Consider the following 24,517-nt stretch of genomic DNA (forward strand, 5'->3'; position numbering starts at 1 on the left):
CGGACAGCCACGTTTCAGCGACCCCGCCCGCGTTCGAGGGGCTGGTCTATCCCTGTTTGTGCTCGACACCTTTGCCGCCGGGTAGGTGCTTCCACTTCGTGCCGGCGACGACTGCACACGTCCCGCACTCGACGCAGGGCTGGGTGTCCAGGCTGACGACTTTTTCCTCGCCCCCGTTGGTTTTGATCGTCTCTCGACAAGGATTACCGCTATATACGCGACGTAGAGACCAGTTGCTGACCGTGTGGGGCGAAACCAGGTCGGGAATCGAATCAGATGCGGCCGGCGCGGCTGGGGTCGACGTCGATGGCGTCGACGGGGCAGACGTCGACACAGAGCATGCAGTCGATGCACTGGTCCTCGTGCGCTGGGTCAGCTTTAATCTCGCTCTCGGGGTGACCGGGGGTGTCGACCCACTCGAAGACGTCGACGGGACAGTCCTCGAGACAGGCGCCGTCGGCCAGACAGATGTCGAAGTCGACGGCCACGTGCGTGCCGTGGATGCCCTGTTTCTCTGTCGTGGGGTCGTCGCCGTCCGGCGTCCAGACGCGGTGGCCCTCGTGCCGGTCGACTTCCTCGTAGGTCTCCTCGAACTCTGGGTCGATTGCCATGCTAACTAATCTCATACTCGGCAGATACTTAAATATTGGACCAGAAGCCCAGGCTTGCCGCTTCCTCGGTGATTTGCCGAAGTCGTGGTCGCGGTGTCGCTCGGGGCCCGAAACTGCCGGGACCGGTACTGCTCCGACCACCCGGGGGCCGGAAGTGCTGGCCGCGGCCTGGCTATCCCGGCATGGGACAGAGACTCGCGGTCAGGACGGCTGTCTCGTCGGTATCGTTACGTGCGCCGTGGGTGACTCCCCGTGCGTGTTCGACGACCCCCGGCGCGTCGACCGTCTCCTCCTCGTCGCCGCGGATGACGGTGACGGTCCCCTCGACGACGTGGAACACGTTCGTCGAGTCCGGGTGTTCGTGCGGGGGGAGTTCCGCACCGGGGCCGAGTCCGAAGGCTTTCACGAGCACGTCGTCCGTGACGACGAGTTCTCTGTCGACCACTTCCCCTTCTGCCGGGTCGAGTGTCGGGTACACGTCCATACCCGGATAGTGGTGTGTCAACTCATATAATCCCTTTTGCTCGTAAGGATCGACCCGATTTCCCCACGACGGGTGAGACGAGCGAGGCGGCCGTCTCAGAACGTCCGCTCGCTGATGCCCGGCAGTTGCGCCGCAATCGACGCGACGTCTTCGAGAACGGTCTCGACCTGTGCCACGCCGTCTTTCTGCACCCGGTCCGGGTTCGCGAGGACGCGGACCGGCTGGGTACCCAGCGGCACGAAACCGAGGCCGAGGGCGGCGGCCGTCGTCGCGAGCCCGAGGCCGGCGTCCGCCGTGCCGGCAGCGACCTTCCGGGCCGGGCTCTCGTGTGCGCCGGTCGTCAGGCTGTAGCCGTCGACGCGCTCGGCGAGCGCCTGGCGGGTGGTGTCGCGTTCCGCCGCGAGCGCGTCCAGGGCGTCGTCGAGACTCCGGCGCAGCCCCGAACTCCGCTTCCGGTTGACGAACCGGTAGTCCCCGTCTACCAGGTCGGCGAGACTGTCGACGTCGGTCTCGGCCTCCGGGACGACCAGTCCCCACTCCCGCTCCCAGCCGCCGAGCGTGGGCGCCGACACGTCGTCGACCGGGCCGGCGGCGACGGCGAAGTCCGGCACTCCCTCGTCGAGGCGGCGCAGTCCCTCAGCGGTCCCGAACGGCAAGTAGCGAGGCCGGTCGAGCCTGTCGAGCAGCCGGGAGAGCAGCGGGTCGTCCTCCCCGACGCCGAGGACGGTCGGCGGGCGAACGGTCGGGGAGAACAGCTGTACCGAGACCGTCTCGCCCTCGTCGAGGTAGTTCGTCCCCGCCGGGACCTCGACGATGCCGTCCGCCTCGACGAGGCTCGTCGTCGCACCGCTGCCCTTGTCGACGGGGTAGACGAGCATCTCGCCGTCGGCGTCGGCGACCAGTCCGGCCGGCATGAGCCGTCGGCGTCCCTCCTCGTAGCGCTCGCGGACGGCCATCCGGCCCTGCACGGTCTCGGTTCGGGGCACCTCGTAGCCGGCGGCGTCCCGGATGGCGGGGGCGACGAACGTCCGGAAGATGGTGAGCGCCGACACCGGATAGCCGGGGAGGCCGACGTAGGCAGCGTCGTCGAGGTCGCCCACCAGCATCGGTTTCCCCGGCTTGACCGACACGCCGTGGAGGTGGAGGTGGCCCTGCTCCTCGATGACGCGGTAGATGACGTCGACGGCGCTGGCGCTGGTCGACCCCGACGAGAGGACGAGGTCGCACTCGGTCGCGGCCTGCTTGAGTTGCCGCTCCATCTCCTCGTAGTCGTCGCCGACGTGGGGATATAGCGTCGCCGCCCCGCCGGCCTCCTCGATACTGCTCAGGAGCGTGTAGCTGTTGACGTCGTAAATCTGGCCCGCAGCGCTGTTGAGGTCCTCACCGGGCCGGACGAGTTCGTCCCCGGTCGAGATGATACCGACGCGCGGCCGCTCGCGGACCGGGACCTCCTCAACGCCCAGCGCCGACAGGAGCCCGATTTCCCGCGGTGTCACGCGCGTCCCGGGACCGAGCGCCCTGGCACCGGCGGCGATGTCGTCGCCGGCGAGCATCACGCTGTCACCCGGCGCGACGCTGGTGCGGATGGCCACCTCCTCGTCGCGTTCGGTCGTCCGCTCGACCATGACCACGGCGTCGGCGCCGGACGGCATGACTGCCCCCGTCGATATCTCGGCGGCGGTTCCGGGCTCGACGGCGACGTCGGGTTCCGCGCCGGCGTGGACGGACCCGACCACGTCGAGTACGGCTGGGTCCGCCTCGTCGGCACCGAAGGTGTCCCTGGCCCGGACGGCGTAGCCGTCCATGCTTGCCCTGTCGAACCCCGGGACGTCGAGCGTCGCGTCGATGCGGTCGGCGAGGACACGCCCGCGGGCCGCTTCGAGCGCGACCGTCTCCGTCCCGGGGGAGATGTCGAGGTTCCCGATGACCTCGTGGGCCTCCTCCGGCGAGGCGAGGTCACGGAACTCGCGGCGGTCGGTCACGGCCGCCCTCCCCGCGCCCCGCGCGTCGGTCTCGCCTGGTTCGACCCCGTCGGTTCGGTCCGGTCGTGGTGCATAGGTAGCCCTACGTGCGAGACGGCAAAAACCCACTCCCGGACCGGTCCCAGCGGCGACGGTCACAACGCATTTGTAACTGGAGTGAACATTTGGGGATGCCACTGCGCAACAGCAGTGGTAGCCGTGGAGTCGAAGTGACACCGGCGCTCGTGCCATCGTATGCCCCGGTCGGCCCGGCACGTGATGCTCCTGAACTCCCACTCTCTTCGCCGTGGCGAACAGTCGGGTTCACGTCGGCGGTGGCGTGGTCGTCGTGGAGCAGTGCAGGGCAGGAACGCCTACTCCGCCTGGTCGTCGCGCTCGGAGTACTCGTAGGGGTCGCGGTCGCCCTCGACGTCGAGATACGTCTCGTTGACCATCCAGTCGCCGTCCTCGTCGCGCACCATGTACTCGCCGTAGTAGGGGACCCGGTTGTCGACCGTCTCGCGGAACGCCTCGCGCATCGACGCCTTCGTCTCGCCGATGGTGCGCAGGTCGTCGTTGCGGTTCAGACACCCCTTCAGGTAGCCGTCGTGGGTGAGCCGGACCCGGTGGCAGTTGGCGCAGAAGGTCGGGTTCTCGACCGGGTCGACGATTTCGACCATCCCCCGCCCGGTCATCTCCGGCCCGGTCGGCGGTTCCGCCGACTGGACGCCGCCGTCGGAGGCCGCGAGCGACGTTGCGTCCGCGCCGACGGGCGGTTCGCTGCTCCCGACCCAGTAGCGCCGCCGGTCGTGCATCTCGCGGGTTTCGACGTGGTCGGCGCGGTCCTCCAGCCACTCGTGAACGCGGGCGATGTCGATCGCCCACTCGGGGTGGCCCGCGAGTTCCGGCATGTACTCGATGAGCTGCAACTGCAGCCCATCGGTCTCGGCGACGTGGTCGACCATGTCCGGGATGTACCCCGCCGTCGGCTCGAAGACGACCATGTTGAGTTTCACCGGCGCGAGTCCCGCGTCCAGTGCCGCCTCGACGCCCTCGATGACCCTGTCGTAGGCCCCGCTCTGGGTGAGTTCCGCGAACGCGTCCGCGTCCATCGCGTCCTGGGAGATGTTGACCCGTTCGAGGCCCGCGTCGACGAGGTCCGGTGCCCGGCCGGGGAGGAACGTCCCGTTGGTCGTCATCGACACCTCCATGTCGTCGGGCGAGCGCCGGATTATCTCCTCCAGGTCCTCACGGAGCATCGGTTCGCCGCCGGTGAACTTCACCGCGTCGACGCCGAACTCGCGCGCGACCTCCAGAAACCGGACGATACGGTCGGCAGAGAGTTCGTCGTCCTGGGGCTCCATCGGACCGCGGGTGTCGCCCAGCCCCTCGTTGTGACAGTAGACGCAGTCGAAGTTACACCGGTCTGTCAGCGAGACGCGGACACCCGACACCTCCCGTCCGAAATCGTCGGTGAGCATTGTTTTGCTAATCAATCACACTCGACGTATTTAAACAGTGGCCTGTCGGGTCGGAGAATCACCGCCGCCGGGCCCACACCCGGTGTCACTCGTCGGTCCGCGACCGTTCGACGGAGTGTCAGACCCCGCGCTCCGACAGCGTCGACCGCCGCGCATCAGACGTTCTCTTTGCGTTTCTCGACGATGCGGACGTTCCGGATTTCCGTCGCCGGGTACTGCCCGTCCGCGTCCTTCTCGGCGGCTTTCACCATGTCCCAGACGACGTTCAGCCCCGTCGTGACGCCCTCCAGCGCCTCCATCTCGCAACCGGTCTTGCCGACCGTCTCGACCGCGACGGTCAGTTCGACGGTCGTCTCGTCGAGTGTGAAGTCGGTGTCGACGTTGGTGATGGGAATCTGGTGGCACATCGGAATCGTCTCCCAGGTGTGCTTGACCGCCTGGATAGCGCCGACCCGCGCCGTTGCCAGCACGTCGCCCTTCTCGACGTCGTCCGCCCGGATGGCCGCGACGGTCGACGACCGGAGGTGGAGTTCCCCCCGCGCGACGGCCCGGCGCTGGCTGTCGGGCTTGTCGCCCACGTCGACCATCTGCGCGTCCCCCGCCGCGTCGACGTGGGTGAGTTCGTCGGCCGCGTCGTCCTCGTCACTCATCGTGGCCCCCGTGGTCGCCGTGGCGGCCGGTCGCGAGGCCGACGACGTGTCCGACGACGGGTACCACGAGTTCCTGCACGCCGAAGGTCGCCGCCTGCTCGCTGCCGGGCAGACAAAAGGTCGGGACGCCCTCCGCGACGCCGGCCGTCGCCCGCGTGAGCATCCCGTGCGGACCGACGTCCTCGACCGAGCGGGCGCGGAACTGTTCCCCGAAGCCGGGAATCTCCCGGTCGAACATCGGCCGGAGCGCCTCGACGGTCACGTCGTCGGGCGTCAGTCCGGTCCCGCCGGTCGTCACGACCGCGTCGACGTCGTCGTTGCCGAGCAGTACCTGGAAGCGCTCGCGGAGTATCAGTTCGTCGTCGGCGACGAGTTCGCGGACTGTGACGGCGTGTCCCGCCTCCTCGATGCCCGCGACGAGCGCGTCACCGCTGGCGTCGGTCTCGACCGTCCGACTCGACGAGACCGTCAGGACGGCGAACGCGACGGTGTCCGCGTCGTGGTCGTGGTGGTCGTGGTCGTGATGGTGGCCGTCGTGTTCGTGGTCGTGGTCGTGGTCGTCACCGTGTTCGTGCCCTTCTTTGTGGTCGTGATGGTGGTCGTCGTCTGTCATTGTCCTCCAGTTGTCTGCCACGAAGTTAGTATCTCGGGATACAGCGGTCGCGAGCGAATCCCGGTGTGACCGACGCGGGCGAGTGCGGGTGGCGGACGGAGAGACTTTTGTCGAGCGGCCCAGTACCATGTGGCATGGACGATACGGGATTCGAGGCGGTGACGCAACTCGCCGACGCACGCGCGCAGTTGCGCGAGTACTGTAGCCCCCACGGCCGGACCGAACGCCGCCCGACGGGCGAAGCACTCGGGCGCGTCCTCGCGACCGGCGTCGAGGCCGGTCGGGCCGTCCCCCACTACGACCGGGCGGCGATGGACGGCTACGCCGTCCGCGCGGAGGACACCTTCGGAGCCAGCGACCGCTCCCCCGTCCGACTGGAGGCGGGCGAGGACGCCGTGACGCCGGGCAGGGCCGTTGCCGTCCACACGGGCAGCGCCGTTCCCGAAGGGGGCGACGCCGTCGTGATGGTCGAGTACACCGAGCAGCAGGACGGCGACCTGCTGGTCTACGACGCCGTCGCCGGCGGCGAGAACGTCGCCCCCGCCGGCGAAGACGTCGAGGCGGGCCAGCACCTCCTCGACGCGGGGCACAGACTCCGGGCCTCCGACCTCGCGCTGCTGCGCGCGACCGGTCGGGACGCGGTGACGGTGGCCCAGCGGCCGCGGGTGAGCGTGATTCCGACCGGCGAGGAACTCGTCGCGCCGGGCGAGGAACCCGGCCCCGGCGAAATCGTCGAGACGAACGGCCTCGTGGTCTCCTCGCTGGTCGAGCAGTGGGGCGGCGAGGTGACAACCCGGGACATCGTGACCGACGACGAGGAGCGACTCCGGTCGGCGGTCAGTGCCGACACGGACCACGACGTCGTCGTCACGAACGGCGGGTCCTCCGTCGGCGACCGCGACCTGATTCCGGACGTCGTCGCGGACCTCGGCGAGGTGGTGGTCCACGGGGTCGCAATCAAGCCGGGCCACCCGGTCGGATTCGGCGTCGTCGACGAGACGCCGGTGCTGATGTTGCCGGGGTACCCGGTCTCGTGTCTGGTCAACGCCGTCCAGTTCCTGCGACCCGCTATCGCCTGGCTGGCGGGGACCGAACCGAGCGAACACCCGACGACGCAGGCCCGGCTGACGGCGAAGCTCCGGAGTTCCCCCGGCGAGCGCACCTTCGCGCGCGTCCGGGTCGGCGAGGTTGAGGACGAGGAGTCGCTTCCCCCGTGTGAACCGGTCCGCGTCAGCGGCGCAGGCGTCATGTCGAGCGTCACGCTCGCGGACGGCTGGGTCGTGGTCCCCGAACCGCGCGAGGGAATCGCCGCCGGGGAGACGGTGACCGTCCAGCGCTGGGAGTGAGTCGCCCTTAGTCCGTCTCACAGGCCGCCGGGAATCCCCGATATCGGATGTCCTGCAGTAATAGTTCATGATTCTTTACCATAATCAGTAACTATAAGTTTCTCTGAAATGTGTTTCCAATTGCCATGCAGGCAGTTGTACTGGAGGAGTTCCAAGAGCCTCTAACTGTGCAGGACGTTGAGCGCCCAGAACCAGAACCCCACGGAGTCGTCGCAAAAGTCGTCGGCTGCGGTGTCTGTCGGTCGGACTGGCACTGCTGGCAGGGAGACTGGGACTGGTTCGGATACCGGCCCGACCCGCCGCACATCCTCGGTCACGAGCCAACCGGCCGTATCGTGGAAGTCGGCGAGGAAGTGGAGAACGTCGAGGAGGGCGAGGAGATCGCGATTCCCTTCAACTTCGCGTGCGGAACGTGTGACCTGTGCCGGAACGGACGGGAGAACATCTGCGAGAACCACATCGGCCTCGGCTTCATGAACGAGGCCCCCGGCGCGTTCGCCGAGGAAGTCCACATCCCCAACGCCGACATCAACGCCGTGCCCCTGCCGGAGGGCATCGACGCCGAGACGGCGGCGGGGTGTGGCTGCCGGTTCATGACATCGTTCCACGCCATGGCCCACCGTGCGCCCGTGAGCGCCGGCGACGACGTCGTCGTCCACGGCTGTGGCGGCATCGGACTGTCGGCGATCCACATCGCCGACGCCCTCGGTGGCAACGTCATCGGCGTCGACCTGATGGACGACAAACTCGAACGCGCCGAGGAACTTGGTGCCGTCGAGACCATCAACGCCAAAGACGTCGACGACCCCGCCGCAGAGGTACACGACATCACGAACGGCGGTGCCGACATCTCCTGTGACGCGCTGGGCATCGAGACCACGTGTCTGAACGCCGTCAACTCGCTGAAGAAGGGCGGCGTCCACGTCCAGGTCGGCCTGACGACGGCCGAAGAGGAGGGGACCATCGGGCTCCCCACCGACGAGTTCGTCGCCAAGGAAATCGACTTCAAGGGCTCGCTCGGACTCCAGCCCTCGCGGTACTCGGAGATGCTGGACATGATCGACTCCGGCAAGCTCGACCCGACCGCGCTCGTCGAGGACACCATCGACATCCACCAGGTCCCCGACGAACTCGAAGCGATGACCGAGTTCAACACGGTCGGCATCCCGGTCTGCAACGACTTCACCAGCTGAAGTCACTCCCTCCCCTGATGGATGGAGTGTGGGAGATTCGCTGTCTTTCCCCTCGCAGGCCGTTTTTTCGGAGGCTGCTTCCCGAGCGGCCGTGCCGTGTCAGAACGCCCGAGAGCAGTGAGGGAGTCATCACCCCCGCCCGGCACAGTCACCCAAGCGGGACGATAGCCGGGCCGTCCGGCGTGTCGTGGACGCTGACGTCGATGCCGTACACCTCCGAGATGGCGTCGGCGGTCAGCACCTCGGGTGAGCCCTGGGCGTACACCCCCCCATCGGAGATGAGCACGACGTGGTCGCTGTACCTGGCCGCGAGCGTCAGGTCGTGCATCGCGTGGACGACGGCGAGGCCGTTCGGGGCCTCCTCGCGCAACAGCGACAGCACTTCGAGTTCGTGGCGGATGTCGAGGTCACTCGTCGGCTCGTCCAGCACCAGGCCCCGCGGCTCCTGTGCCAGCGCTCGCGCGAGGATCACCTTCTGGCGCTGCCCGCCGCTCAGCGAGCCGACGTTGCGCATCGCGATGTCCTCGATACCGAGGCGGTCGATGAGCGTGGCCGCGACTTCCCGGTCGCGTCGCTCCTGGGGAGCGGACTGCGCGTGGTGACCGAGGCGGGCACCCCGGTCCGGGAGGGCACGGTCGAGACCGGCGGGTGGGTCCGACCGCTGCTGCGCGACGGCGCGCCGACGCTGGAGGTCGAATCCCACGCGAACGGGCGGTACCGACCGACGAATCTCGACGCGTAGCCACTGCGCCCCCGACACAGAGCGCCGCTGGGCCCGGACAGTGCGCATCCCCACTAGTTATGTCGGTATAGACATATCGGGAGATGAAGGGGTTGTCGCTGCCGAATACGCCGGTTTTGGGTGAAATTCCCCCTAATCATTAAGTGGATTGCAGCCAGTTGTAGTAAGTGACAATGACTGACCTAGGAGGATTCCACGACCACCTCGCGCGGGTCGACCTGAGCGAGGGGAGCGTGAACTACGAGGGCATCGACGACGAAGATGCCAAGAAGTACATCGGGGCGCGAGGGCTCGGCGTCAAGTACGTCTTCGACAACGGACCGGACGTGGACCCGCTGGGTCCGGACAACCTGCTGGCGTTCATGAACGGTCCGCTGACCGGGACACAGGTAACGATGAGCGGGCGCATCGCGGTCTGTACGAAGTCGCCCATCGCGGGCCAGGTCACCGACTCCCACCACGGCGGCTGGAGCGGGGCGCGGCTCAAGTGGGCGGGCTTCGACGGCCTCCTGTTCGAGGGGCGGGCCGACGAACCCGTCTACGCCTACGTCGAGGACGGCGAGGTCGAACTGCGTGACGCCTCGCACCTGTGGGGCGAGGGCATCCACGACACGATAGACGAACTCGAAGCGGAGTGCGATGGTTCCTACGGCAAGAACCTCTCGACGATGGCCATCGGGCCCGCCGGCGAGAACGAGGTCCGGTACTCCTGCATCGTCAACGAGGACGACCGAGCGTCCGGCCGCGGCGGCACCGGCGCGGTCATGGGGTCGAAGAACCTCAAGGCCATCGTCGTCAAGTCCACCACGGACATGCAGAAGCCGGCGGACCCGGAGACGTTCCGCGAGGGCCACAAGCAGGCGATGCAACTCATCCAGGAGTCGGACGTCACGGGACCCAACGAGGGCGGCCTCTCCGTGTACGGGACGAACGTCCTGATGAACCTCACCGAGGAGATGGACGGGCTGCCGACGAAGAACGCCCAGTACACGTCGACGGGGTCGATGGCCGACTCCGAAGGCGCGGACATCGACGCCGAGCGCGTCTCCGGTGAGAACGTCCGCGAGAACATCCTCGTCGACGAGCCCACCTGTCACTCCTGCCCGGTCGCCTGCAAGAAGGAGGTCGAAATCCAGACGATGCACAAGGGCGAGGAGATGAACGTCCGGATGGAGTCCGTCGAGTACGAGTCGGCGTGGGCGCTCGGCCCCAACTCGGGGCACACGAACCGCGACGACATGGTGCTGATGATAGACCGGTGCAACGACCTCGGCCTGGACACCATCGACGCCGGCAACACCCTGGCGATGGCGATGGAGATGACCGAGGAAGGCAAGTTCGACGAACTCGGCGACGGCGTCGACTGGGGCGACTCCGAGGAGATGATAGAGCTCCTCGACCGCATCGCCCACCGCGAGGACGAACTCGCGGACAACCTGGCCGGTGGCTCCAACCACCTCGCCGAGGAGTTCGACGCGGCGGACAACTCCCTGGCGGTCAAGGGACAGACGATAGCCGCCTACGACCCGCGGTGCATGAAGGGGATGGCAATCGGCTTCGCCACCTCGAACCGCGGTGCCTGCCACCTGCGCGGGTACACCCCGGCCGCCGAGATTCTCGGCATCCCCGAGCAGGTCGACCCCCACGAGCCCGAGGGCAAGGGCGAGCTGTGCGTGGTCTTCCAGGACCTCCACGCAGTGAGCGACTCCTTCGACATCTGCAAGTTCAACGCCTTCGCGGAGGGCATCGAGGAGTACGTGCTCCAGTACAACGGGATGACCGGCCGCGACGTCGACGAGGACGAGCTGATCGAGGCCGGCAAGCGCATCTACACGCTCGAACGCTACTACAACAACCTGGCCGGCTTCGACGGCGCGGACGACGACCTGCCGGGCCGGTTCGTCGAGGGCCACGAGGACGCCATCCCCGCACAGGGCGGCTCCGAGGGCCAGCTCGCGGAACTCGACCAGCTGAAAGCGGAGTACTACGACGTGCGGGGCTGGGTCGACGGCGTCGTCCCCGACGAGCGGCTGGACGAACTCGGCATCGACATCGGCCCCGGGACGGGCGTCTCCAGCGGCGACGACTCGCAGGCTCCGGCGGACGACTGATACGGCTGCGCGACAATTTTTCTACGCATGGACGACGATGACGACGACTTCGAATTTCGCATAGAGGCGCGACTGACCAGCCACGGCGTCTACGTCAACGACGTCGAGCAGGGCGAGGACAGCTACAGTATCGAGTACGAGTCCGTCTCGCTGGACAGCGAAGGGGTCGTGCCACACCGCGAGGTCGGCCGGGTCATCAACGTCTTCCGGGACCTGCACGAGGACGACTGGGACGGGGCGGCTATCGAGGCCCTCGTGACGGACCTGGAGGGCGTCCCGCGGGGCGAGTGGCACGTCGAACAGGAGTGGCTCGACGAACTCCACAACGGCGACCTCACGGAAGTCGACTTCTCGCAGAAGGTCATCGAGACCATCACGCCGGCGGACCCGGAGACGGACGCCGATGCGGACGCCGACGCCGACTGACCCGTCCCGCCAGTCCGCCTCCGGACGCGACCCTATCCGAGAGCGACGGGATGGCGGATGTCGAGCGCCGTCTCGAACTCGTCGAGGCGGTCGAGGCGGCGGCCGTCCCGGCGGAACTGTTCCTCGTGCGCCCGCCGGACGGCGTCGATTTCGCGGTCTTCGAGGTGCAGGTCCGCGGCGACGCGTTCCCAGTGGTCGATGCCCACGAGGTAGTACACCGTGTCCGGGCACTCGATGCACTCGAACCGGCGCTCGTAGGACTCGCGGCGCTCGGCCAGGTGGCCGTGGACGCGTTCGAGCAGCGCCGACAGTTGCGGGAGCGTGACGCTGGCCCGGGCACCGGCGAGCAGCACTATCTGGCCCTCGATGGGGTGAGACGGGGTCGACATGGCGAGGCGTTCCGGCGTCACCCGCCTGCTCGAATCGCCTTCTGCGAGAACTTCTCGACGACGGGGTCGAGCACGTCGTCGCTCTCGGCTTCGAACGCCACGGTGACTTCCGTGAGTTGCAGGGACGGGCCGATTGAGACCGTGTCCTCGGAGACGGAGGCACGCCAGTGCTCGCCCGCGACCGTCCGGTCGTCGACCCGGGTGCCGCCGACACGCTCCAGGTAGCCCATCGCGGCCCTGGCAGACAGCCCCCGGTAGCTCCGTTCGCGTGCTATCATTGTCGGGTACAGGGAGCGCCCGCCAGTATAGTTGTCGCTGCTGTGCGCGGCAGTCGGCTACTCCGAGCCGGGTCGGATACCGTCGCTGAAGATGCGAGCGTGTCGCTCGCGGCTGATGCGGTCGGCGAGGTCCTCGTGGTCGTGAATCTGGCGGATGATGGAGGCGTGCAGGTTCCGCCAGGACATCGCGTAGATGGGCGACTGGCCCCAGGCGCGCAGTTCGACGACGAAGTCGTCGTACGCTTCCCACCGCTCCTCGAAGTGCTCTATCACGTCCACGATTGCACTCACCACCTCGTCGTCCTCCTCCGCGTTGATGACGGCGTTTATGTCCCGCTCCCAGCCGGCGACCGCCTTCTCCATGTCCTTCGTCGTCTCGCTGCTGTCTGCCGGTAGTGAGTCGACGATTCCCTTCGGGATGGTCAGTTCGATGTCGTCCACACTCGTTCTGTGCGGTCTCGGCTAATAAAGATAATCACGTGATACGGGCGCTGACGCGCCTCGCCACGCCCGCCACGACCCGTCGAGCGAACATGTTCCCGTGAACCGTTTAGTCCAGTCCCGCCCTACAGGTGCCTATGGCGAACCAGCAGCAACGACAGGCAGGTCCCGGGAGCGGCCGTCGCGTGGACGACACACAAGCGCAGTCGGACCGCGACGCCGAGGTGGAAGCCGGCGGGCCGGAGACGACAGTCGAGGTCAGGTGTACGGGCCACGTCCGGACAGCAATCGGCGAGCACCGCATCGAGTACACGTTCGAGGGCGACACCCTCCGGGAGTTCCTCGACGCGTTCTTCGAGGAGTACGACGTCCGCGACATGCTCATCGCGGAGACGGAGGCCGAGGCGACCACGCGAGGGTGGGCACCGAAACTGGAGGAGTTACCCGGCAAGAACTACGCGAAGAACCCCGAAGGGGAACAGACCCGTCGGTACGCCCGCGTCATAGTAAACGGGACGTTCAACGAACACCTCGACGGGCTCGACACCGAGGTCAGCGACGGCGACCGCGTCGCGCTCGTCTACCCGTTCATGTACTGCTGTTGAGCCCGCCCTCCGCCCGGAGCGGCCTGCGACAGGTCACCCGCCAGCGACCGGCGGGAAGACGCTGACCGTTTCACCGCCGCTGAGTTCCGTCTCCATGCCCTCGATGTGGGCGATGTCCTTGCCGTCGCGCATGATGGTCAGGTACTCCCGGAGGGACCCGTCGTCCTCGAACAGTTCCATGTCCGGATACTCCTCGGAGAGCGCACGGAGGACGTCGCCGACTGTGGAGACGTCGTCGTACTCCCGGTGGAGGGTCTTCTGTCCCACCACCTCCCGAAAGTTGGCGAAGAATCGCATCGTGATTTCCATGGCGGGACGAACGCGCTCTACCTGTATAAAACCACCATTGCCGACCCGGAAGCCGCTATCGGGCCACACGAGTACCCGCTTCCGACGCGGGCGTGTGGACTCGACGGGGAACTCGGATGGTCGATTATTACATTGTAATGCCCCACCGATAGGGGACGCGGAGCACCGTCCGTCCGCGCAGTTCTGTCTGATAGACATATCCAGGGTCGAACGCCGTCGCGTTCCCACGTACTGGCAGTCGAGGAGATTGTACTGTATGAACGTACATCTCGACGCAATGTTTTAGAATACCGAAATTATTAATCGGCTGTGGTGAGATAGGGTCGGACAGGAACGCATGGATTGTTGTAAAGTGGGGCTCGTCGTCGAGAAGCGCGACGTCACCGTCAACGCGGACGAAAACATCCACGACTACCTCGTCGCGCGGTGGCTCGGCATCGGCGAGTATCCCGCGAAAGGGGTGCGAAAGCTCGCCGACTGGTTCAACCAGAAACTGCTCCGTGACGTCTACACCGAGAACGGACGGAGCGTGACAGACGTCCGAATCAGCAGCGAATACGAGGCCCTGACCGGGGACGACGCGGTCGAGAAAGGTGAGGTCATCGACGACCTCGCGTCGGACGGCATCGACGGCGAGGCCCTGCTCGGCGACTTCGTGTCCCGGAGCACGATGCGCCGCCACCTGACGGACTGCCTGGGCGCGTCGAAAGACGCCGCGACGTCGACGGACGGGAACACCGACTGGGAGCTGGAGCAGATAGAGCGCAGCAGGGACCACCTGGAACGCAAGGTGAGCGAGTCCGTGCAGTCGCTCGCCAACAAGGGGGAGCTACCGGACGGTGCCGACGCCGGTATCGACGTCTCGATATTCCTCACCTGTCCCGAGTGCTCGACGCAGGTCCGCCTCCGGACCGCACTCGACCGGCAGTTCATCTGCCAGACGCACCGCGATTCGTCGGCGGTGACCGACTCCACGATACTCAACTCCACGAACTGACCGCGCCGGCCCGGGCCGCTCCCGACACTGATGGGCAGGTGCCGTCGAGTTCTGAACGGGTCACCGCCGACCCTGGACGCGTCACAACTGCTCGTCGTGGTCGTCGAGTTCGAGGGTCATCGTCTTGGTCTGCGTGTACTCGTCGAGCGTCTCGGCGGCGACCTCCCGGCCGATTCCCGATTCCTTGGTGCCACCGAAGGGCTGTCCGGCGGGGAACCGGTTGTAGGTGTTCACCCAGACGTTGCCCACGTCGAGGTCGTCCGCCGTCCGGTAGGCCCGGTCGATGTCGTCGGTGATGACGCCGGCAGCCAGGCCGTAGCTGACGTCGTTGACGCACTCGACCAGGCGGTCGTAGTCGCTCCACGAGAACACGACCTCGACCGGTCCGAAGATCTCCTCCTGGACCGCCTGCGCGTCGTGGTCGGTCTCCGAGACCACGGTCGGGGCCACGTAACAGCCCTGTCGCAGCGGCTCCTCGTCGGGTTCGTAGCCGCCGGTGAGAATCTCGACGTCGTCCTCGCGCAGCGAGCCGAGGTACTGCATCGTCTTGTTGGCCTGCGAGGGCGTGATCTGTGGTCCGAGGTCCGTCTCCTCCAGGAGCGGGTCACCGATTTCGAGGGCCTCGACCGCCTCGATGAATGCAGGCATGAACTCGTCTTCGATGTCCTCGTGGACGAACAGGCGCGTGCCGGCGGAACAGCACTCCCCGTTGTTGAAGAACATCGCTCGGGTCGTGACGTCGACCGCCTTCCCGACGTCGACGTCGGGATAGACGACGACCGGGCTCTTCCCGCCCAGTTCGAGCGTGACGTCGGTGATGTTCACCGCCGCCCGCTTCATCACCCCTTTGCCGACCTCCGTCGAGCCCGTGAACGCGATTTTCCGGATGTCCTCGTGCGTCACCAGCGGTGACCCGGCCTCTGGACCGCTGCCGGTGACGACGTTGACGACGCCCGAGGGGATGACGTCCTCGACCTCGCGCATGAGTTCGAGAACCGACAGCGGGGTCTCCTCCGCCGGCTTCAACACGACGGTGTTGCCGGCTGCCAGCGCGGGGGCGAGTTTCCAGGCGGTCATCAACATCGGGAAGTTCCACGGGATGATCTGCCCGACGACGCCGTAGGGCTCTTTCGTGGTCTGGATTCGTCGATTGCCCTGCGACCGAATGTTCGACCCATCATGGAACCGACACGCCCCTGCGAAGTATCGGAAATGGTCAACGAAGAGGTCGATGTCGGTACGCGACTCGGTGATCGGCTTCCCGTTGTCTAGTGTGTCGAGAATCGCATACTTCTCGTGGTTCGCTTCGACGCGGTCGGCGATCGTGTTGAGTATCCGCTGTCTCTCGGCGGCCGAAGACTCGGCCCAGCGGTTCCGATAGGCGTCCCAGGCCGCTTCGACGGCCCTGTCGACGTCCGTCTCGGCTCCAGCCTGGATTTCTGCGAGTACGTCGCCCGTCGTCGGGTCGTGCGTCTTGAACGTCTGGCGGCTCGCACACTCCCGCCACTCGCCGTCGATGAAGAGTCGTCGCTTTCGCGTGGAGATGTGCTGCGAGGCTGCCCTGAGGTGCCGCCGCTTGATGCTGTCTGACCCGCCACTCGCATGAGGGTCGTCGAGAGACATGAAGTGTGGCAAGATTTCAGATATAAGTATATATAGTTATGGCTGAGTTTCGGGAACGACGACAGGTACGTGCGGGTCGGACGGACCCGTTCGGAGGCGACAGAGTGCGAGCAGTCGTCCCGCCATAGTCTCACGGTAGTGGCCGAAACCGACCGGAAAGATGGACTCGACCGTACGTTTCTATAATTTGATATGAAGTGAGCCCGCTCCGTCGAGACGCCCCGTCGACCAATACAGGACGAACAGAGAAGTGATACTGACAGAGAAAAGTTACTTGATTCGTTTGCAGAGAAAAGTGTCAGATATTAATACATCAGGCGGAAAGGGAGGGAGCCTCCCGGTCGGCGGTAACGACGGCGTCCCCGCCTCAGAGGTTCGATTCGAGGAACTGCTCGCCCTCGTCGTGTTCCTGGAGCACGTCGTCGAAGATGGCCGCGTCGATGTCGAACTTGTGGACGCTCGGGAGAGAGGTCTTGTCGAACTCGGCGATGATGTCGCCGTGCTTCTGGAAGAACTCGAGTTTCCACTCCTCGCTGTCCTCGTCGGTCCGGAACTGCGTGATGAACTGCCACTGGTGGTAATCCTCGGCGGTGAAGAACAGGATGACGTGCGGGTCACGGACGAGGTCGGCGTGACAGTCCTCCCACCGCTCCTCGAAGCTCGGATAGTGAAAGGAGACACGAAAGAGGTGGTACTCGAACAGTCGCATGGCGGGTGCCGCGAACAGGCGAAAGAGCCCCTCGGATTTGAGTTCCCGGAGGATTTCGTTCACCCGATTGTGCGACAGCGAGATGTCGTACTCCTCGTCCAGCGTCTCCTGCAGTTCCCGTACGGAGGCCGTCGGGTACTTGATCCGCGCTTTCAGAATCGCGATATCGCGCGGGGAGAACCCGATGTCGTCCGCGTCGTTGGTGTCCGTCATGTCACAGTGGTCGTGTTACCGGTTGTCAGGGCTACAGTACAACCTTTCTGACACTCCCTATAAATCTATCTATATCCTCAAAAACGGTGTACAATGTAATCCAAAACGGGGGTGAACGGTGGGTTTATATGTACGAGTTGTCGACTTTTCAGTGTCGTGACTAATAGGGGACTGATACAATCATGGAAGATGGAAAATACGGGGAGCCCGCGCCGATAGACTCATATTTGCGGTATGAGCTCTCCGGCGTGGACATCACGGAGAGCGCCTCGACGGAGCCGGTTTGTAAGCGATGTGATGACTTGGGGGAGTCGGACGAGAAGCTACGCATGGAGGCGGGCGAGACTGCCCTCGCCTGCGCCAACTGGGAGGCGCTGTCCGGCTGGGAGCTGTTCGGCGTGTACCACGAGGACCACAGCGTGTCGGGCATCACGGATTCGGACCCGCCCAGACCCACCGCAGTCCTGCGGGGGACGATAGAGCGGACCGGATACGGGACGAACGGGAAGGCGACGGACACCTACACGCTCGTCGACCTCACAGTCGTGGAGTTCAGCTTCCCGCACGCCCTCGGACAGTGGCGGTCCTTCGAGCAGTGACCGGGTCGGCCACTCCGCTGTGCCCCGCGGGACGCGCGAGCGCCGACGCGGTCGGTCAGGGAGCCGAGCGCTGCCGGTCCGAGACGACGTCCCAGCGGTTCGGGTCGAGGACGTGCCCCTCGAACTCGTCGATTTCCGGATAGGCGGTCGTCACGAGAATCTCCGGTCGCTCCCGGACGTACTCCACTATCGCGTGGAAGTTCTCGTTCGAGAGGGCAGTCAACCCGTCCAGAAGCATCACCGGAACCCGGTCGGCGACGTCGAACGTCTCGTAGCCGGCGAGTGCCGTCACGATGCCGAGAATCTCGACCTCCCCCTGGCTCAGCGCGTCGAGGGTCGTCTCGCGCCCGTCGCGGGCGACGACGAGGTCGAAATCCGTGATGTCGCCCTCGGCGTCCGTCTTCGGCGTCAGCCTGGCGAACTCGAACCCGGGTTCCAGGGTCGCGACGATGTCCCGTATCGTCTCCTCGAATCGCTCCGCGAGTTCCCGTTTCTTGTCGTGTCGGCGGGTCCGCAGCGACTCCAGTTCCGCGGTCAGGGCGTCCCGCTCGTCCTGCAACTGCGTCCGGCGCTCGGCCTCTGTCTCCAGTTCGTCGAGTTCGGCACGCCTGTCCGCGAGTTCGTTCTGTGTGTACTTGATGTCGCTCTCCAGGTCGGTCACCTGCGCGCTCGTCTCCTCGACGTTCGCACGGAGCCGTTCGACGTCCTCGGTCACCGCGTCGAGGCGCTCTCTGAGGTCGGCCAGCCGTGACCGGTTCTCGTCGAGGGTGACCTGCAGTTCGCTGACCTCGGCTTCGAGGTCCTGTTTCCGTCGCCGCTGCGTTCGAATCTCGTCACGGCGGTCCCGAATCTCGCTAATCTCGTCCTGGAGGGCCGACTTCTGGCTGCGGAGGGCCGTCCGCCTCTCGTCTATGGCCGACAGCCGGTCGGCAATCGCGGATTCGGTGGTCGCCTGGCCACAGAGCCAGCAGTCCAGTTCGTCGCCGGCCAGCGTCCGGTCCAGCTCCGTCACGAGGTCGACCCGCTCCTCGTCGAGCACCCGCTTGTTCACCCGGTAGAGGTCACCGAGCAGGTTGATACTCGCTTCAAGTTCCGTTATTTCTGCGCGCTTCGCGTCGATATCCGTCGACAGGTCCGGCTCCGCCGGGACCGTGAGGGCAGCCAGTTCCTCCCGCCGCTCCCGGAGTCGGTCCTCCTGGCGGTCTATCTTGTTCTCGAGCGTGCTGATGCGGTGTTGCAACTGCTCTTTCTCGGCCCGCTTGCTGCTGAGTTCCTCCTGGTCCGGGCGTTCCCCGGCCGCGTCGGTCTCGTCGGTCACGGCGTCGCGCTCGGCGCGCAACTGGGCGAGTTCCTCCTCCAGTTCGGCTATCTCGGCTTCGACCGCCCTGCGGCGGTCGGCGGCGTCCTCCGCACGTTCCAGTTCCGTCTCGACCGAGCGCCGCTCCCGCTTCAGCTGTGCAATCTGCTCGTCGATGTTCTCGACAGCCAGCGGCTCGGTCAGCAGCGCCGCCAGGTCGCCCCCGCTCCGGACGGCCTCGCGGACGGGGTTTTGCTCCCCCAGAAACGCGAACAGCCGCGCACAGAGCCGGTCCTGGTCGTCGGTGAGATACGTGTCGCCGTGGCGGGTGACCGTCTCGCCGCGGCGCACCAGTTCCGTCTCGTACGTCTGCGCCTCCGTTTCGAGTCCCACGGCACCATCGGACGCGCCGTCCGTGAGGGGGTGGTCCGCGCCGTCGTCGCCCGTCGTTCCCATGACGACCTGCAGTGCGGCCACGAAGCTCGATTTCCCCTGCCAGTTCTCCGCCCGGACGACGTTGATACCGGGATACAGGTCCGCGTCACCGGAGCGGATACCCGCAATATTCCGGATATCGAGCTGCCACATCGTTTCCCACGTCAGGCGGAGGGGACATAAAGGCTCACGCCTCTGCGGCAATAAACGCTTTTAGCACGCGGCCGGCTACCTCCGGTATGGACCTCCCCCCCGACTTCGACGTGTACATCGGCGGCGCGGAGGAGACGCTGGGCCAGCGGGACGTGGAGTTGCTGCGGGCCATCGACTCCTACGGCTCGATAAACCGTGCCGCGACGGAACTGGGCCGGTCGTACTCGCGCGCACAGCAGCGCATCGTGGCCCTGGAAGAGTGCTTCGGCGACCTCGTCGAGCGCAACCGGGGCGGGTCCGGCGGCGGCGGCAGCGCGCTGACCGAACGGGCGCGGTCGCTGACCGTCCGGTACGAACGGCTACAGGCGGCGGTCACCGGCGTCGCCGAGACGGAGGAGACGGTCCTGTCCGGGAAGGTCGTCGACCGGGAGGGGCGGCTGGCGACGGTCGAAACCTCGGTCGGCACGGTGAAGGCACTGGCTCCACCGGACAGCGAGAAACTGAGCCTCGCGGTGCAGGCGGACGCGGTGACACTGCAGGCTCCCGACGAGACGCCGTCGCCCGACGCGACGAGCGCCCGCAACCACCTCTCGGGGACGGTCAAGTCGCTCGAACGCGGCGAGGGCGTGAGCCACGTGACCGTCGACGTGGGGGCGGCCGTCGACCTGAGCGCCATCGTCACCGTTGCGAGCGTCGAGCGCCTCGGCCTCGAGAAGGGAGCGCCGGTGACCGTCTCGTTCAAAGCGACCGCGACGCGGGGCGTCCCGACGACCTGACCGGTCGCAGTGACCTCGGCCACCTGCGACGTCGCTGGCGGACGCGACTGCGCGGACGGGGGCCGTGGAGCGGGCCCTCAGTCGACGAGGTCGGGTTCGTGCGCCCAGAACTCCCCGTCGACCGTGACTTCCTTCTTGAACAGCGGGACCTCGGCCTTCAGGCGGTTGATGCCGTCCTCGACGGTCTCGAACGCCTCCGAGCGGTGCCCCGCCAGGACGACCACGAACACGATGTCCTCCTCGCGGCGGACGACGCCGGTCCGGTGATGGAGCAGGACCTCGTAGATGCCCTCCCGGGCCTCCAGGTCCGACTTGATAGCGGCCATCTTCTCTTCCGCGACGCCGTCGTACCGTTCGAACTCCAGGTAGTCCGTCGGGGTGTCCTCGGACCCGTTCTTCGTGCGGACCCGCCCGGTGAACGTGGCGATGGCTCCCGAGTACTCCGAGTCCGGCGAGCGCTTGACCTGCGCGACGAGCGACTCCAGCGTCTCGAAGTCGTCCTGCTCCTCGACGGCGTCGACGACCGCCGCCAGGTCGACCGACTCGGCGTCCGGCGCAGTCGCGACTGTCTCCCCCTCGTGTTCGGCGTCGCCCAGTGCGACGGTCTGGAGCGTCGCGTCGGGGTACCCCTCGACGACGGCGTAGTCGTACTGCGGCGCGAGCGTCGCCAGCGCGTCGTCGAGCGTGCGGTCCTCGCCGACGGCCACCCACGACCCGTCCTCGGCGACCCAGTGCGCCTCGGCTGCGTCGGCAGTCGGCGTCCCGACTGCGTCCGCGCCGTCGGTGAGCGCGTCCCCCTCGACGTGCGTAACCGTCGCGACCGAACCGCGCTCGGACAGCCGTGACACGATTCGCTCCACCGCGGCCGTCGTACCGGAACCGGACGGACCCACGATTCCGAGAATCTTCATACGTCGTGTGCGGGTGCGGGCAGTATGTACCTGTCGCTCGTCATTGAGGTCTCTGGACCCGCTGGCCCTCACTCGGGGACGGCACAGCTCTCGGAGTAGTCGGCCTCCGAGAGGGACTGCATCGCGTCGGGTCCACAGACCGGACAGTCCGGCCGGGGCTGGAGCGGGACCGTCTCCATCGTCATGTCGGCGGCGTTGTAGATGAGCAGGCGGCCTTCGAGGGTCTCGCCGTGGCCGATGAGGAGTTTGACGACTTCGGTCGCCTGAATCGCACCGACGACGCCGGGGAGCACGCCCAGGACGCCGGCCGTCGCGCAGTCGGGGACGGTCCCCTCCGGCGGGGCTTCGGGAAACAGGCACCGATAGCACGGCTGGCCGCCCGTGAACGTGGTGGCCTGGCCCTCGAACCGGTAGATAGCGCCGTGAGAGAGCGGCTTGTCCGCGAGCACGCAGGCGTCGTTCAGCAGGAACCGCGTCGGGAAGTTGTCGGAGGCGTCGACGACGATGTCGTACCCCTCGATGAGGTCGGCGACGTTGTCGGGCGCGACGCGCAGTTCGTGGCGCTCGACGGTGACGTCGGGGTTGAGCGCGGCCACGAACTCGGCGGCGCTGTCGACCTTCGGCCGGCCGACGTCGTCGTCCCCGTGGATGACCTGCCGCTGGAGGTTGCTCCGCTCGACCACGTCGGCGTCCGCGATACCGATGCGCCCGACCCCGGCAGCGGCGAGGTACTGGATGACCGGCGACCCCAGCCCGCCGGCCCCGACCACGAGGACCGACCCGTCCAGCAGCGCCGCCTGTCCCTCCGGCCCGACGTCGTCCATGATGACGTGTCGGGAGTAGCGGTCGAGTTGTTCGGCGTCGAGGCTCAGTTCGCTCATTGGCGTCGGTTGGACGGGCACGGTCAAAAGTCGCCCGGTGGCCCGGAGCGGTTCGAGCGCGCCGCTCGACCGCGTGACCACCGGTACGCGTCTCGCTCGCGTCGCGCCGGCCAAACAGCCAGGCGGCGTCCAGTGTAAAAGAGGGTTACAACTGGGCACAGATATCTCTATCCCGGGTTAGTTATGAACAATAGTGAAAATATGGCACGATAGGAGGGAGATATAGAGAAGGATAGCAGATTATAGTATCGTACCGCCGCTAAGTTCGGGTATCACGGCGCGTTCGTCGATGAGAGTGCCCGAACGACGGCCGCGTTCGCCTCCCCGGCGGTGTGGACGAGGCAGGCGACTGGCCGGTGAGTGCCAAACAGATATTTGACCGTTCCGCCCGTGGTCACTGATGACGTACCGCAAACTATGACACACACGCTCGAAATCAGCGACGAACTGCAGCAACGGCTGGAAGACCACCTCGAAGAGGGAGAAACGCCGGAGGAGTTCATCGAAGAGCTGGTCTCGATGTACGAGACCGAGGGCGCCTTCCTGCAGGAGGGGTACTCGGAGTGACCCCGGCGTGGCCGCTTTCCCCGCCAGCGTCGCGCCACGTACCCGGCGCAGTCTCGTGACGCCGCCGCGAGCCCGCGGGTGCGTCCGCGGCCCGTTCCAGAGCAGTGAGAACGAGCGGTGCTACCAAGCCCCTGGACGTCGTGATTCCAACTACGGGAACACCTGCACCGGTAGCCGGCCCGGACGCCGGCCACCCACCGGCAGTGGCATCGCCTCGAACCACATCCACCCGGAAACAAGGACACAACAATGGACATCGGTGACATCGTTTCGGACGACTACGTAGAGTTCACCCCGGAGACGCGCGTTTCGAAACTCGTCGGGACGTTCCAGGACCCGTCGGTCGAGGGGGTCGTCGTACACGGCGACGAGTTCGAGGGGGTCGTGACCCGGCGGCAACTCGCCACCTCGAACCAGCAACCGAACGCGAAGGTCGGGTCGCTCGTCTGGCACGTCCCGCGGCTCGCCCCGGACGAGAACGTCCGCCGGGTCGCACAGCTCATGATAGACAGCGACTCGCACCTGCTCCCGGTCTTCGAGGGCGACACCCTGCTGGGCGTCGTGACGGTCGACGACATCCTCCGCGCCGTGCAGTCGTTTCTCGATGCGGCGACGGTAGCCGAGGCCCACACCGGCGACCTGGTCACGGTGGACCCGGAGTCCACGCTCGGCGACGCACTGCACGTCTTCCGGGACCACGGCTTCACGCACCTGCCGGTCGTCGAGGACGACACGGCGCTTGGCATCCTGAGCCTCTACGACCTCACGGACTTCACCGTGCGCTCGGTCGACCAGAGCAAGGGCGGCGACGCCAGCGGGACGGACGCCGTCGGTGGCGACCTGTCGAAGAGTGCGGGACGCATCCGCCGCGGCGGGTTCGGCGCCCGCGAGGGCGAGAGCGCACGACTGCTGGACCTCCCGGTCAGGGACCTCATGGTGTCGCCGGTGCGGACGATTCGAGCCGACGAGACGCTCCAGACGGCGGTCGATGAGATGTTCGCCATCGACGCCTCCTCGCTGCTCGTGACGGAGGACGGACACCCGTTCGGTATCGTCACGAAGACCGACGTCCTCGACGCGCTCACGTGGGAGGCGGGCGGAAACCGCCCCGTGCAGGTCTACGGCACCGACCTCATCGACGACATGAGCTACGACGAGATAGTGAACATGGTCGACACCTTCGACAGCCGGGACGAGGGGATGAGCGTCCTCGACGCGAAGGTCCACCTGCACGAACACGACGAGAAACAGCGGGGGACGCCGCTACTGCTGGCCCGCATCCGCCTCTCGACCGACCGCGGCCTCTTCATCGCCTCGGGCGAGGGCTACGGCGCGACGCAGGCGCTCAACGAGGCGCGAGACATCCTGGAGCGCCAGATTCGCGACCAGAAGACCTACGGACGGAGCAAGAAGCCGCCGAACGAGGAGTACTGGGAGAAACGCTTCGGCTGGCTGCTGGAGGAGTGACGCCCGGGGCCGGGACCATCATGAACGCTCCACCGACCGACGCCGACGACGCGGACCTCCCCGTCCCGGAACACGACGAGGTGTTCGTCGCCATCGTCTCGACGGGGGCCGGCGGCAAAGTCTGTTCTATCTCCCCGCTCCCGGGGATGGGGCGGACCGCTGTCTCTGAGTGGGTCCTCGCCCGCGACGGCGGCTTCGTGTCGCTCGACGAGATGCGCTGAGCGGACGCTGTCACAGCGCCGCCGGGCG

Annotated in this window: 27 protein-coding genes; 11 read left to right on the plus strand and 16 right to left on the minus strand. The window is 66.6% G+C overall.

Annotation, left to right across the window (positions count from 1 at the left end):
* Positions 1-272: 272 nt before the first annotated feature.
* The 6 genes from WDJ57_RS07175 to WDJ57_RS07200 form a co-directional block, all read right to left on the minus strand.
* Complete coding sequence (locus WDJ57_RS07175) at positions 273-611, minus strand: 4Fe-4S dicluster domain-containing protein (protein ID WP_338902632.1); 339 nt, start codon at positions 609-611, stop codon at positions 273-275.
* Positions 612-783: 172 nt separating this feature from the next.
* Positions 784-1,095, minus strand: a complete 312-nt coding sequence (locus WDJ57_RS07180; RefSeq protein ID WP_338905150.1) for a cupin domain-containing protein — start codon at positions 1,093-1,095, stop codon at positions 784-786.
* A gap of 95 nt (positions 1,096-1,190) precedes the next feature.
* Positions 1,191-3,077 (minus strand): molybdopterin biosynthesis protein, encoded by a 1,887-nt coding sequence (locus WDJ57_RS07185; protein WP_338905152.1) that lies wholly within the window; start codon positions 3,075-3,077, stop codon positions 1,191-1,193.
* A 353-nt stretch (positions 3,078-3,430) separates the two neighbouring features.
* The gene (gene moaA / locus WDJ57_RS07190; RefSeq protein ID WP_338905153.1) at positions 3,431-4,537 is read right to left on the minus strand and encodes a GTP 3',8-cyclase MoaA; all 1,107 of its coding nucleotides are present in this window, start codon (positions 4,535-4,537) and stop codon (positions 3,431-3,433) included.
* Positions 4,538-4,692: 155 nt separating this feature from the next.
* Positions 4,693-5,187 carry a cyclic pyranopterin monophosphate synthase MoaC gene (gene moaC, locus WDJ57_RS07195; RefSeq protein WP_338905155.1) on the minus strand — a complete coding sequence of 165 codons (495 nt, stop codon included), beginning with the start codon at positions 5,185-5,187 and terminating at the stop codon, positions 4,693-4,695.
* Positions 5,180-5,800: a MogA/MoaB family molybdenum cofactor biosynthesis protein gene (locus tag WDJ57_RS07200; protein WP_338905156.1), complete on the minus strand. Its 621-nt coding sequence runs from the start codon at positions 5,798-5,800 to the stop codon at positions 5,180-5,182. The genes moaC and WDJ57_RS07200 overlap by 8 nt, the downstream gene beginning before the upstream one ends.
* Before the next feature lie 134 nt (positions 5,801-5,934).
* Here WDJ57_RS07200 and glp point away from each other — a divergent pair, with 134 nt between their 5' ends.
* Both glp and WDJ57_RS07210 read left to right on the plus strand, forming a co-directional pair.
* Positions 5,935-7,146, plus strand: a complete 1,212-nt coding sequence (glp, locus tag WDJ57_RS07205; protein ID WP_338905158.1) for a gephyrin-like molybdotransferase Glp — start codon at positions 5,935-5,937, stop codon at positions 7,144-7,146.
* A gap of 125 nt (positions 7,147-7,271) precedes the next feature.
* Positions 7,272-8,339: a zinc-dependent alcohol dehydrogenase family protein gene (locus WDJ57_RS07210; RefSeq protein ID WP_338905160.1), complete on the plus strand. Its 1,068-nt coding sequence runs from the start codon at positions 7,272-7,274 to the stop codon at positions 8,337-8,339.
* 148 nt (positions 8,340-8,487) lie between these two features.
* Here WDJ57_RS07210 and WDJ57_RS07215 read toward each other — a convergent pair whose 3' ends face one another.
* Positions 8,488-9,129, minus strand: a complete 642-nt coding sequence (locus WDJ57_RS07215; protein ID WP_338905163.1) for an ABC transporter ATP-binding protein — start codon at positions 9,127-9,129, stop codon at positions 8,488-8,490.
* A gap of 125 nt (positions 9,130-9,254) precedes the next feature.
* Here WDJ57_RS07215 and WDJ57_RS07220 point away from each other — a divergent pair, with 125 nt between their 5' ends.
* Both WDJ57_RS07220 and WDJ57_RS07225 read left to right on the plus strand, forming a co-directional pair.
* Positions 9,255-11,192 carry an aldehyde ferredoxin oxidoreductase family protein gene (locus WDJ57_RS07220; RefSeq protein WP_338905165.1) on the plus strand — a complete coding sequence of 646 codons (1,938 nt, stop codon included), beginning with the start codon at positions 9,255-9,257 and terminating at the stop codon, positions 11,190-11,192.
* 27 nt (positions 11,193-11,219) lie between these two features.
* A complete protein-coding gene (locus tag WDJ57_RS07225) occupies positions 11,220-11,618 on the plus strand; it encodes a hypothetical protein (protein WP_338905167.1) in 399 nt (132 codons plus the stop codon).
* Between the two features lie 32 nt (positions 11,619-11,650).
* Here WDJ57_RS07225 and WDJ57_RS07230 read toward each other — a convergent pair whose 3' ends face one another.
* The 3 genes from WDJ57_RS07230 to WDJ57_RS07240 are packed head-to-tail and all read right to left on the minus strand — an operon-like array spanning position 11,651 to position 12,726.
* Positions 11,651-12,007: a hypothetical protein gene (locus WDJ57_RS07230; protein ID WP_338905168.1), complete on the minus strand. Its 357-nt coding sequence runs from the start codon at positions 12,005-12,007 to the stop codon at positions 11,651-11,653.
* Between the two features lie 17 nt (positions 12,008-12,024).
* Positions 12,025-12,285, minus strand: coding sequence for a hypothetical protein (locus WDJ57_RS07235; RefSeq protein ID WP_338905170.1), 261 nt, complete (start codon positions 12,283-12,285; stop codon positions 12,025-12,027).
* A 57-nt stretch (positions 12,286-12,342) separates the two neighbouring features.
* A complete protein-coding gene (locus tag WDJ57_RS07240) occupies positions 12,343-12,726 on the minus strand; it encodes a hypothetical protein (RefSeq protein WP_338905172.1) in 384 nt (127 codons plus the stop codon).
* A gap of 137 nt (positions 12,727-12,863) precedes the next feature.
* Between WDJ57_RS07240 and WDJ57_RS07245 the strand changes: the two genes are divergently transcribed.
* Positions 12,864-13,331 carry a MoaD/ThiS family protein gene (locus tag WDJ57_RS07245; RefSeq protein ID WP_380629134.1) on the plus strand — a complete coding sequence of 156 codons (468 nt, stop codon included), beginning with the start codon at positions 12,864-12,866 and terminating at the stop codon, positions 13,329-13,331.
* Between the two features lie 33 nt (positions 13,332-13,364).
* Here the strand turns inward: WDJ57_RS07245 and WDJ57_RS07250 are convergent, their stop codons facing one another.
* Entirely contained in the window at positions 13,365-13,640 is a 276-nt protein-coding gene (locus tag WDJ57_RS07250; protein ID WP_338905174.1) for a ubiquitin-like small modifier protein 1, read from the minus strand.
* Between the two features lie 337 nt (positions 13,641-13,977).
* Here WDJ57_RS07250 and rdfA point away from each other — a divergent pair, with 337 nt between their 5' ends.
* Entirely contained in the window at positions 13,978-14,637 is a 660-nt protein-coding gene (rdfA, locus tag WDJ57_RS07255) for a rod-determining factor RdfA (protein WP_338905177.1), read from the plus strand.
* 81 nt (positions 14,638-14,718) lie between these two features.
* On the opposite strand, the gene WDJ57_RS07260 is transcribed toward rdfA, so the two are convergent.
* Both WDJ57_RS07260 and WDJ57_RS07265 read right to left on the minus strand, forming a co-directional pair.
* Positions 14,719-16,260, minus strand: coding sequence for an aldehyde dehydrogenase family protein (locus tag WDJ57_RS07260; protein ID WP_338905178.1), 1,542 nt, complete (start codon positions 16,258-16,260; stop codon positions 14,719-14,721).
* A gap of 367 nt (positions 16,261-16,627) precedes the next feature.
* Positions 16,628-17,182: a helix-turn-helix domain-containing protein gene (locus WDJ57_RS07265; protein WP_338905179.1), complete on the minus strand. Its 555-nt coding sequence runs from the start codon at positions 17,180-17,182 to the stop codon at positions 16,628-16,630.
* Positions 17,183-17,511: 329 nt separating this feature from the next.
* On the opposite strand from WDJ57_RS07265, the gene WDJ57_RS07270 reads away from it, so the two are divergent.
* Positions 17,512-17,781, plus strand: coding sequence for a hypothetical protein (locus WDJ57_RS07270; protein WP_338905181.1), 270 nt, complete (start codon positions 17,512-17,514; stop codon positions 17,779-17,781).
* Between the two features lie 55 nt (positions 17,782-17,836).
* Here WDJ57_RS07270 and WDJ57_RS07275 read toward each other — a convergent pair whose 3' ends face one another.
* Positions 17,837-19,666, minus strand: coding sequence for an archaea-specific SMC-related protein (locus WDJ57_RS07275; RefSeq protein ID WP_338905183.1), 1,830 nt, complete (start codon positions 19,664-19,666; stop codon positions 17,837-17,839).
* Between the two features lie 86 nt (positions 19,667-19,752).
* Between WDJ57_RS07275 and WDJ57_RS07280 the strand changes: the two genes are divergently transcribed.
* Positions 19,753-20,442, plus strand: a complete 690-nt coding sequence (locus WDJ57_RS07280; protein ID WP_338905184.1) for a TOBE domain-containing protein — start codon at positions 19,753-19,755, stop codon at positions 20,440-20,442.
* A gap of 77 nt (positions 20,443-20,519) precedes the next feature.
* Here WDJ57_RS07280 and WDJ57_RS07285 read toward each other — a convergent pair whose 3' ends face one another.
* A complete protein-coding gene (locus WDJ57_RS07285; RefSeq protein WP_338905186.1) occupies positions 20,520-21,353 on the minus strand; it encodes a molybdopterin synthase in 834 nt (277 codons plus the stop codon).
* A 68-nt stretch (positions 21,354-21,421) separates the two neighbouring features.
* Positions 21,422-22,234, minus strand: a complete 813-nt coding sequence (gene ubaA / locus WDJ57_RS07290) for an SAMP-activating enzyme E1 (RefSeq protein ID WP_338905189.1) — start codon at positions 22,232-22,234, stop codon at positions 21,422-21,424.
* A gap of 417 nt (positions 22,235-22,651) precedes the next feature.
* Here ubaA and WDJ57_RS07295 point away from each other — a divergent pair, with 417 nt between their 5' ends.
* The 3 genes from WDJ57_RS07295 to WDJ57_RS07305 all read left to right on the plus strand — a co-directional run bounded on the left by WDJ57_RS07295 (position 22,652) and on the right by WDJ57_RS07305 (position 24,489).
* Positions 22,652-22,801: a DUF7557 family protein gene (locus tag WDJ57_RS07295; RefSeq protein WP_338905191.1), complete on the plus strand. Its 150-nt coding sequence runs from the start codon at positions 22,652-22,654 to the stop codon at positions 22,799-22,801.
* A gap of 249 nt (positions 22,802-23,050) precedes the next feature.
* Entirely contained in the window at positions 23,051-24,268 is a 1,218-nt protein-coding gene (locus WDJ57_RS07300) for a CBS domain-containing protein (RefSeq protein ID WP_338905193.1), read from the plus strand.
* Complete coding sequence (locus tag WDJ57_RS07305) at positions 24,265-24,489, plus strand: hypothetical protein (RefSeq protein ID WP_338905195.1); 225 nt, start codon at positions 24,265-24,267, stop codon at positions 24,487-24,489. Before WDJ57_RS07300 ends, WDJ57_RS07305 begins: the two co-directional genes overlap by 4 nt.
* Positions 24,490-24,517 lie beyond the last annotated feature (28 nt).

Source organism: Salinibaculum sp. SYNS191, from assembly GCF_037338445.1.
Lineage (GTDB): Archaea > Halobacteriota > Halobacteria > Halobacteriales > Haloarculaceae > Salinibaculum > Salinibaculum marinum.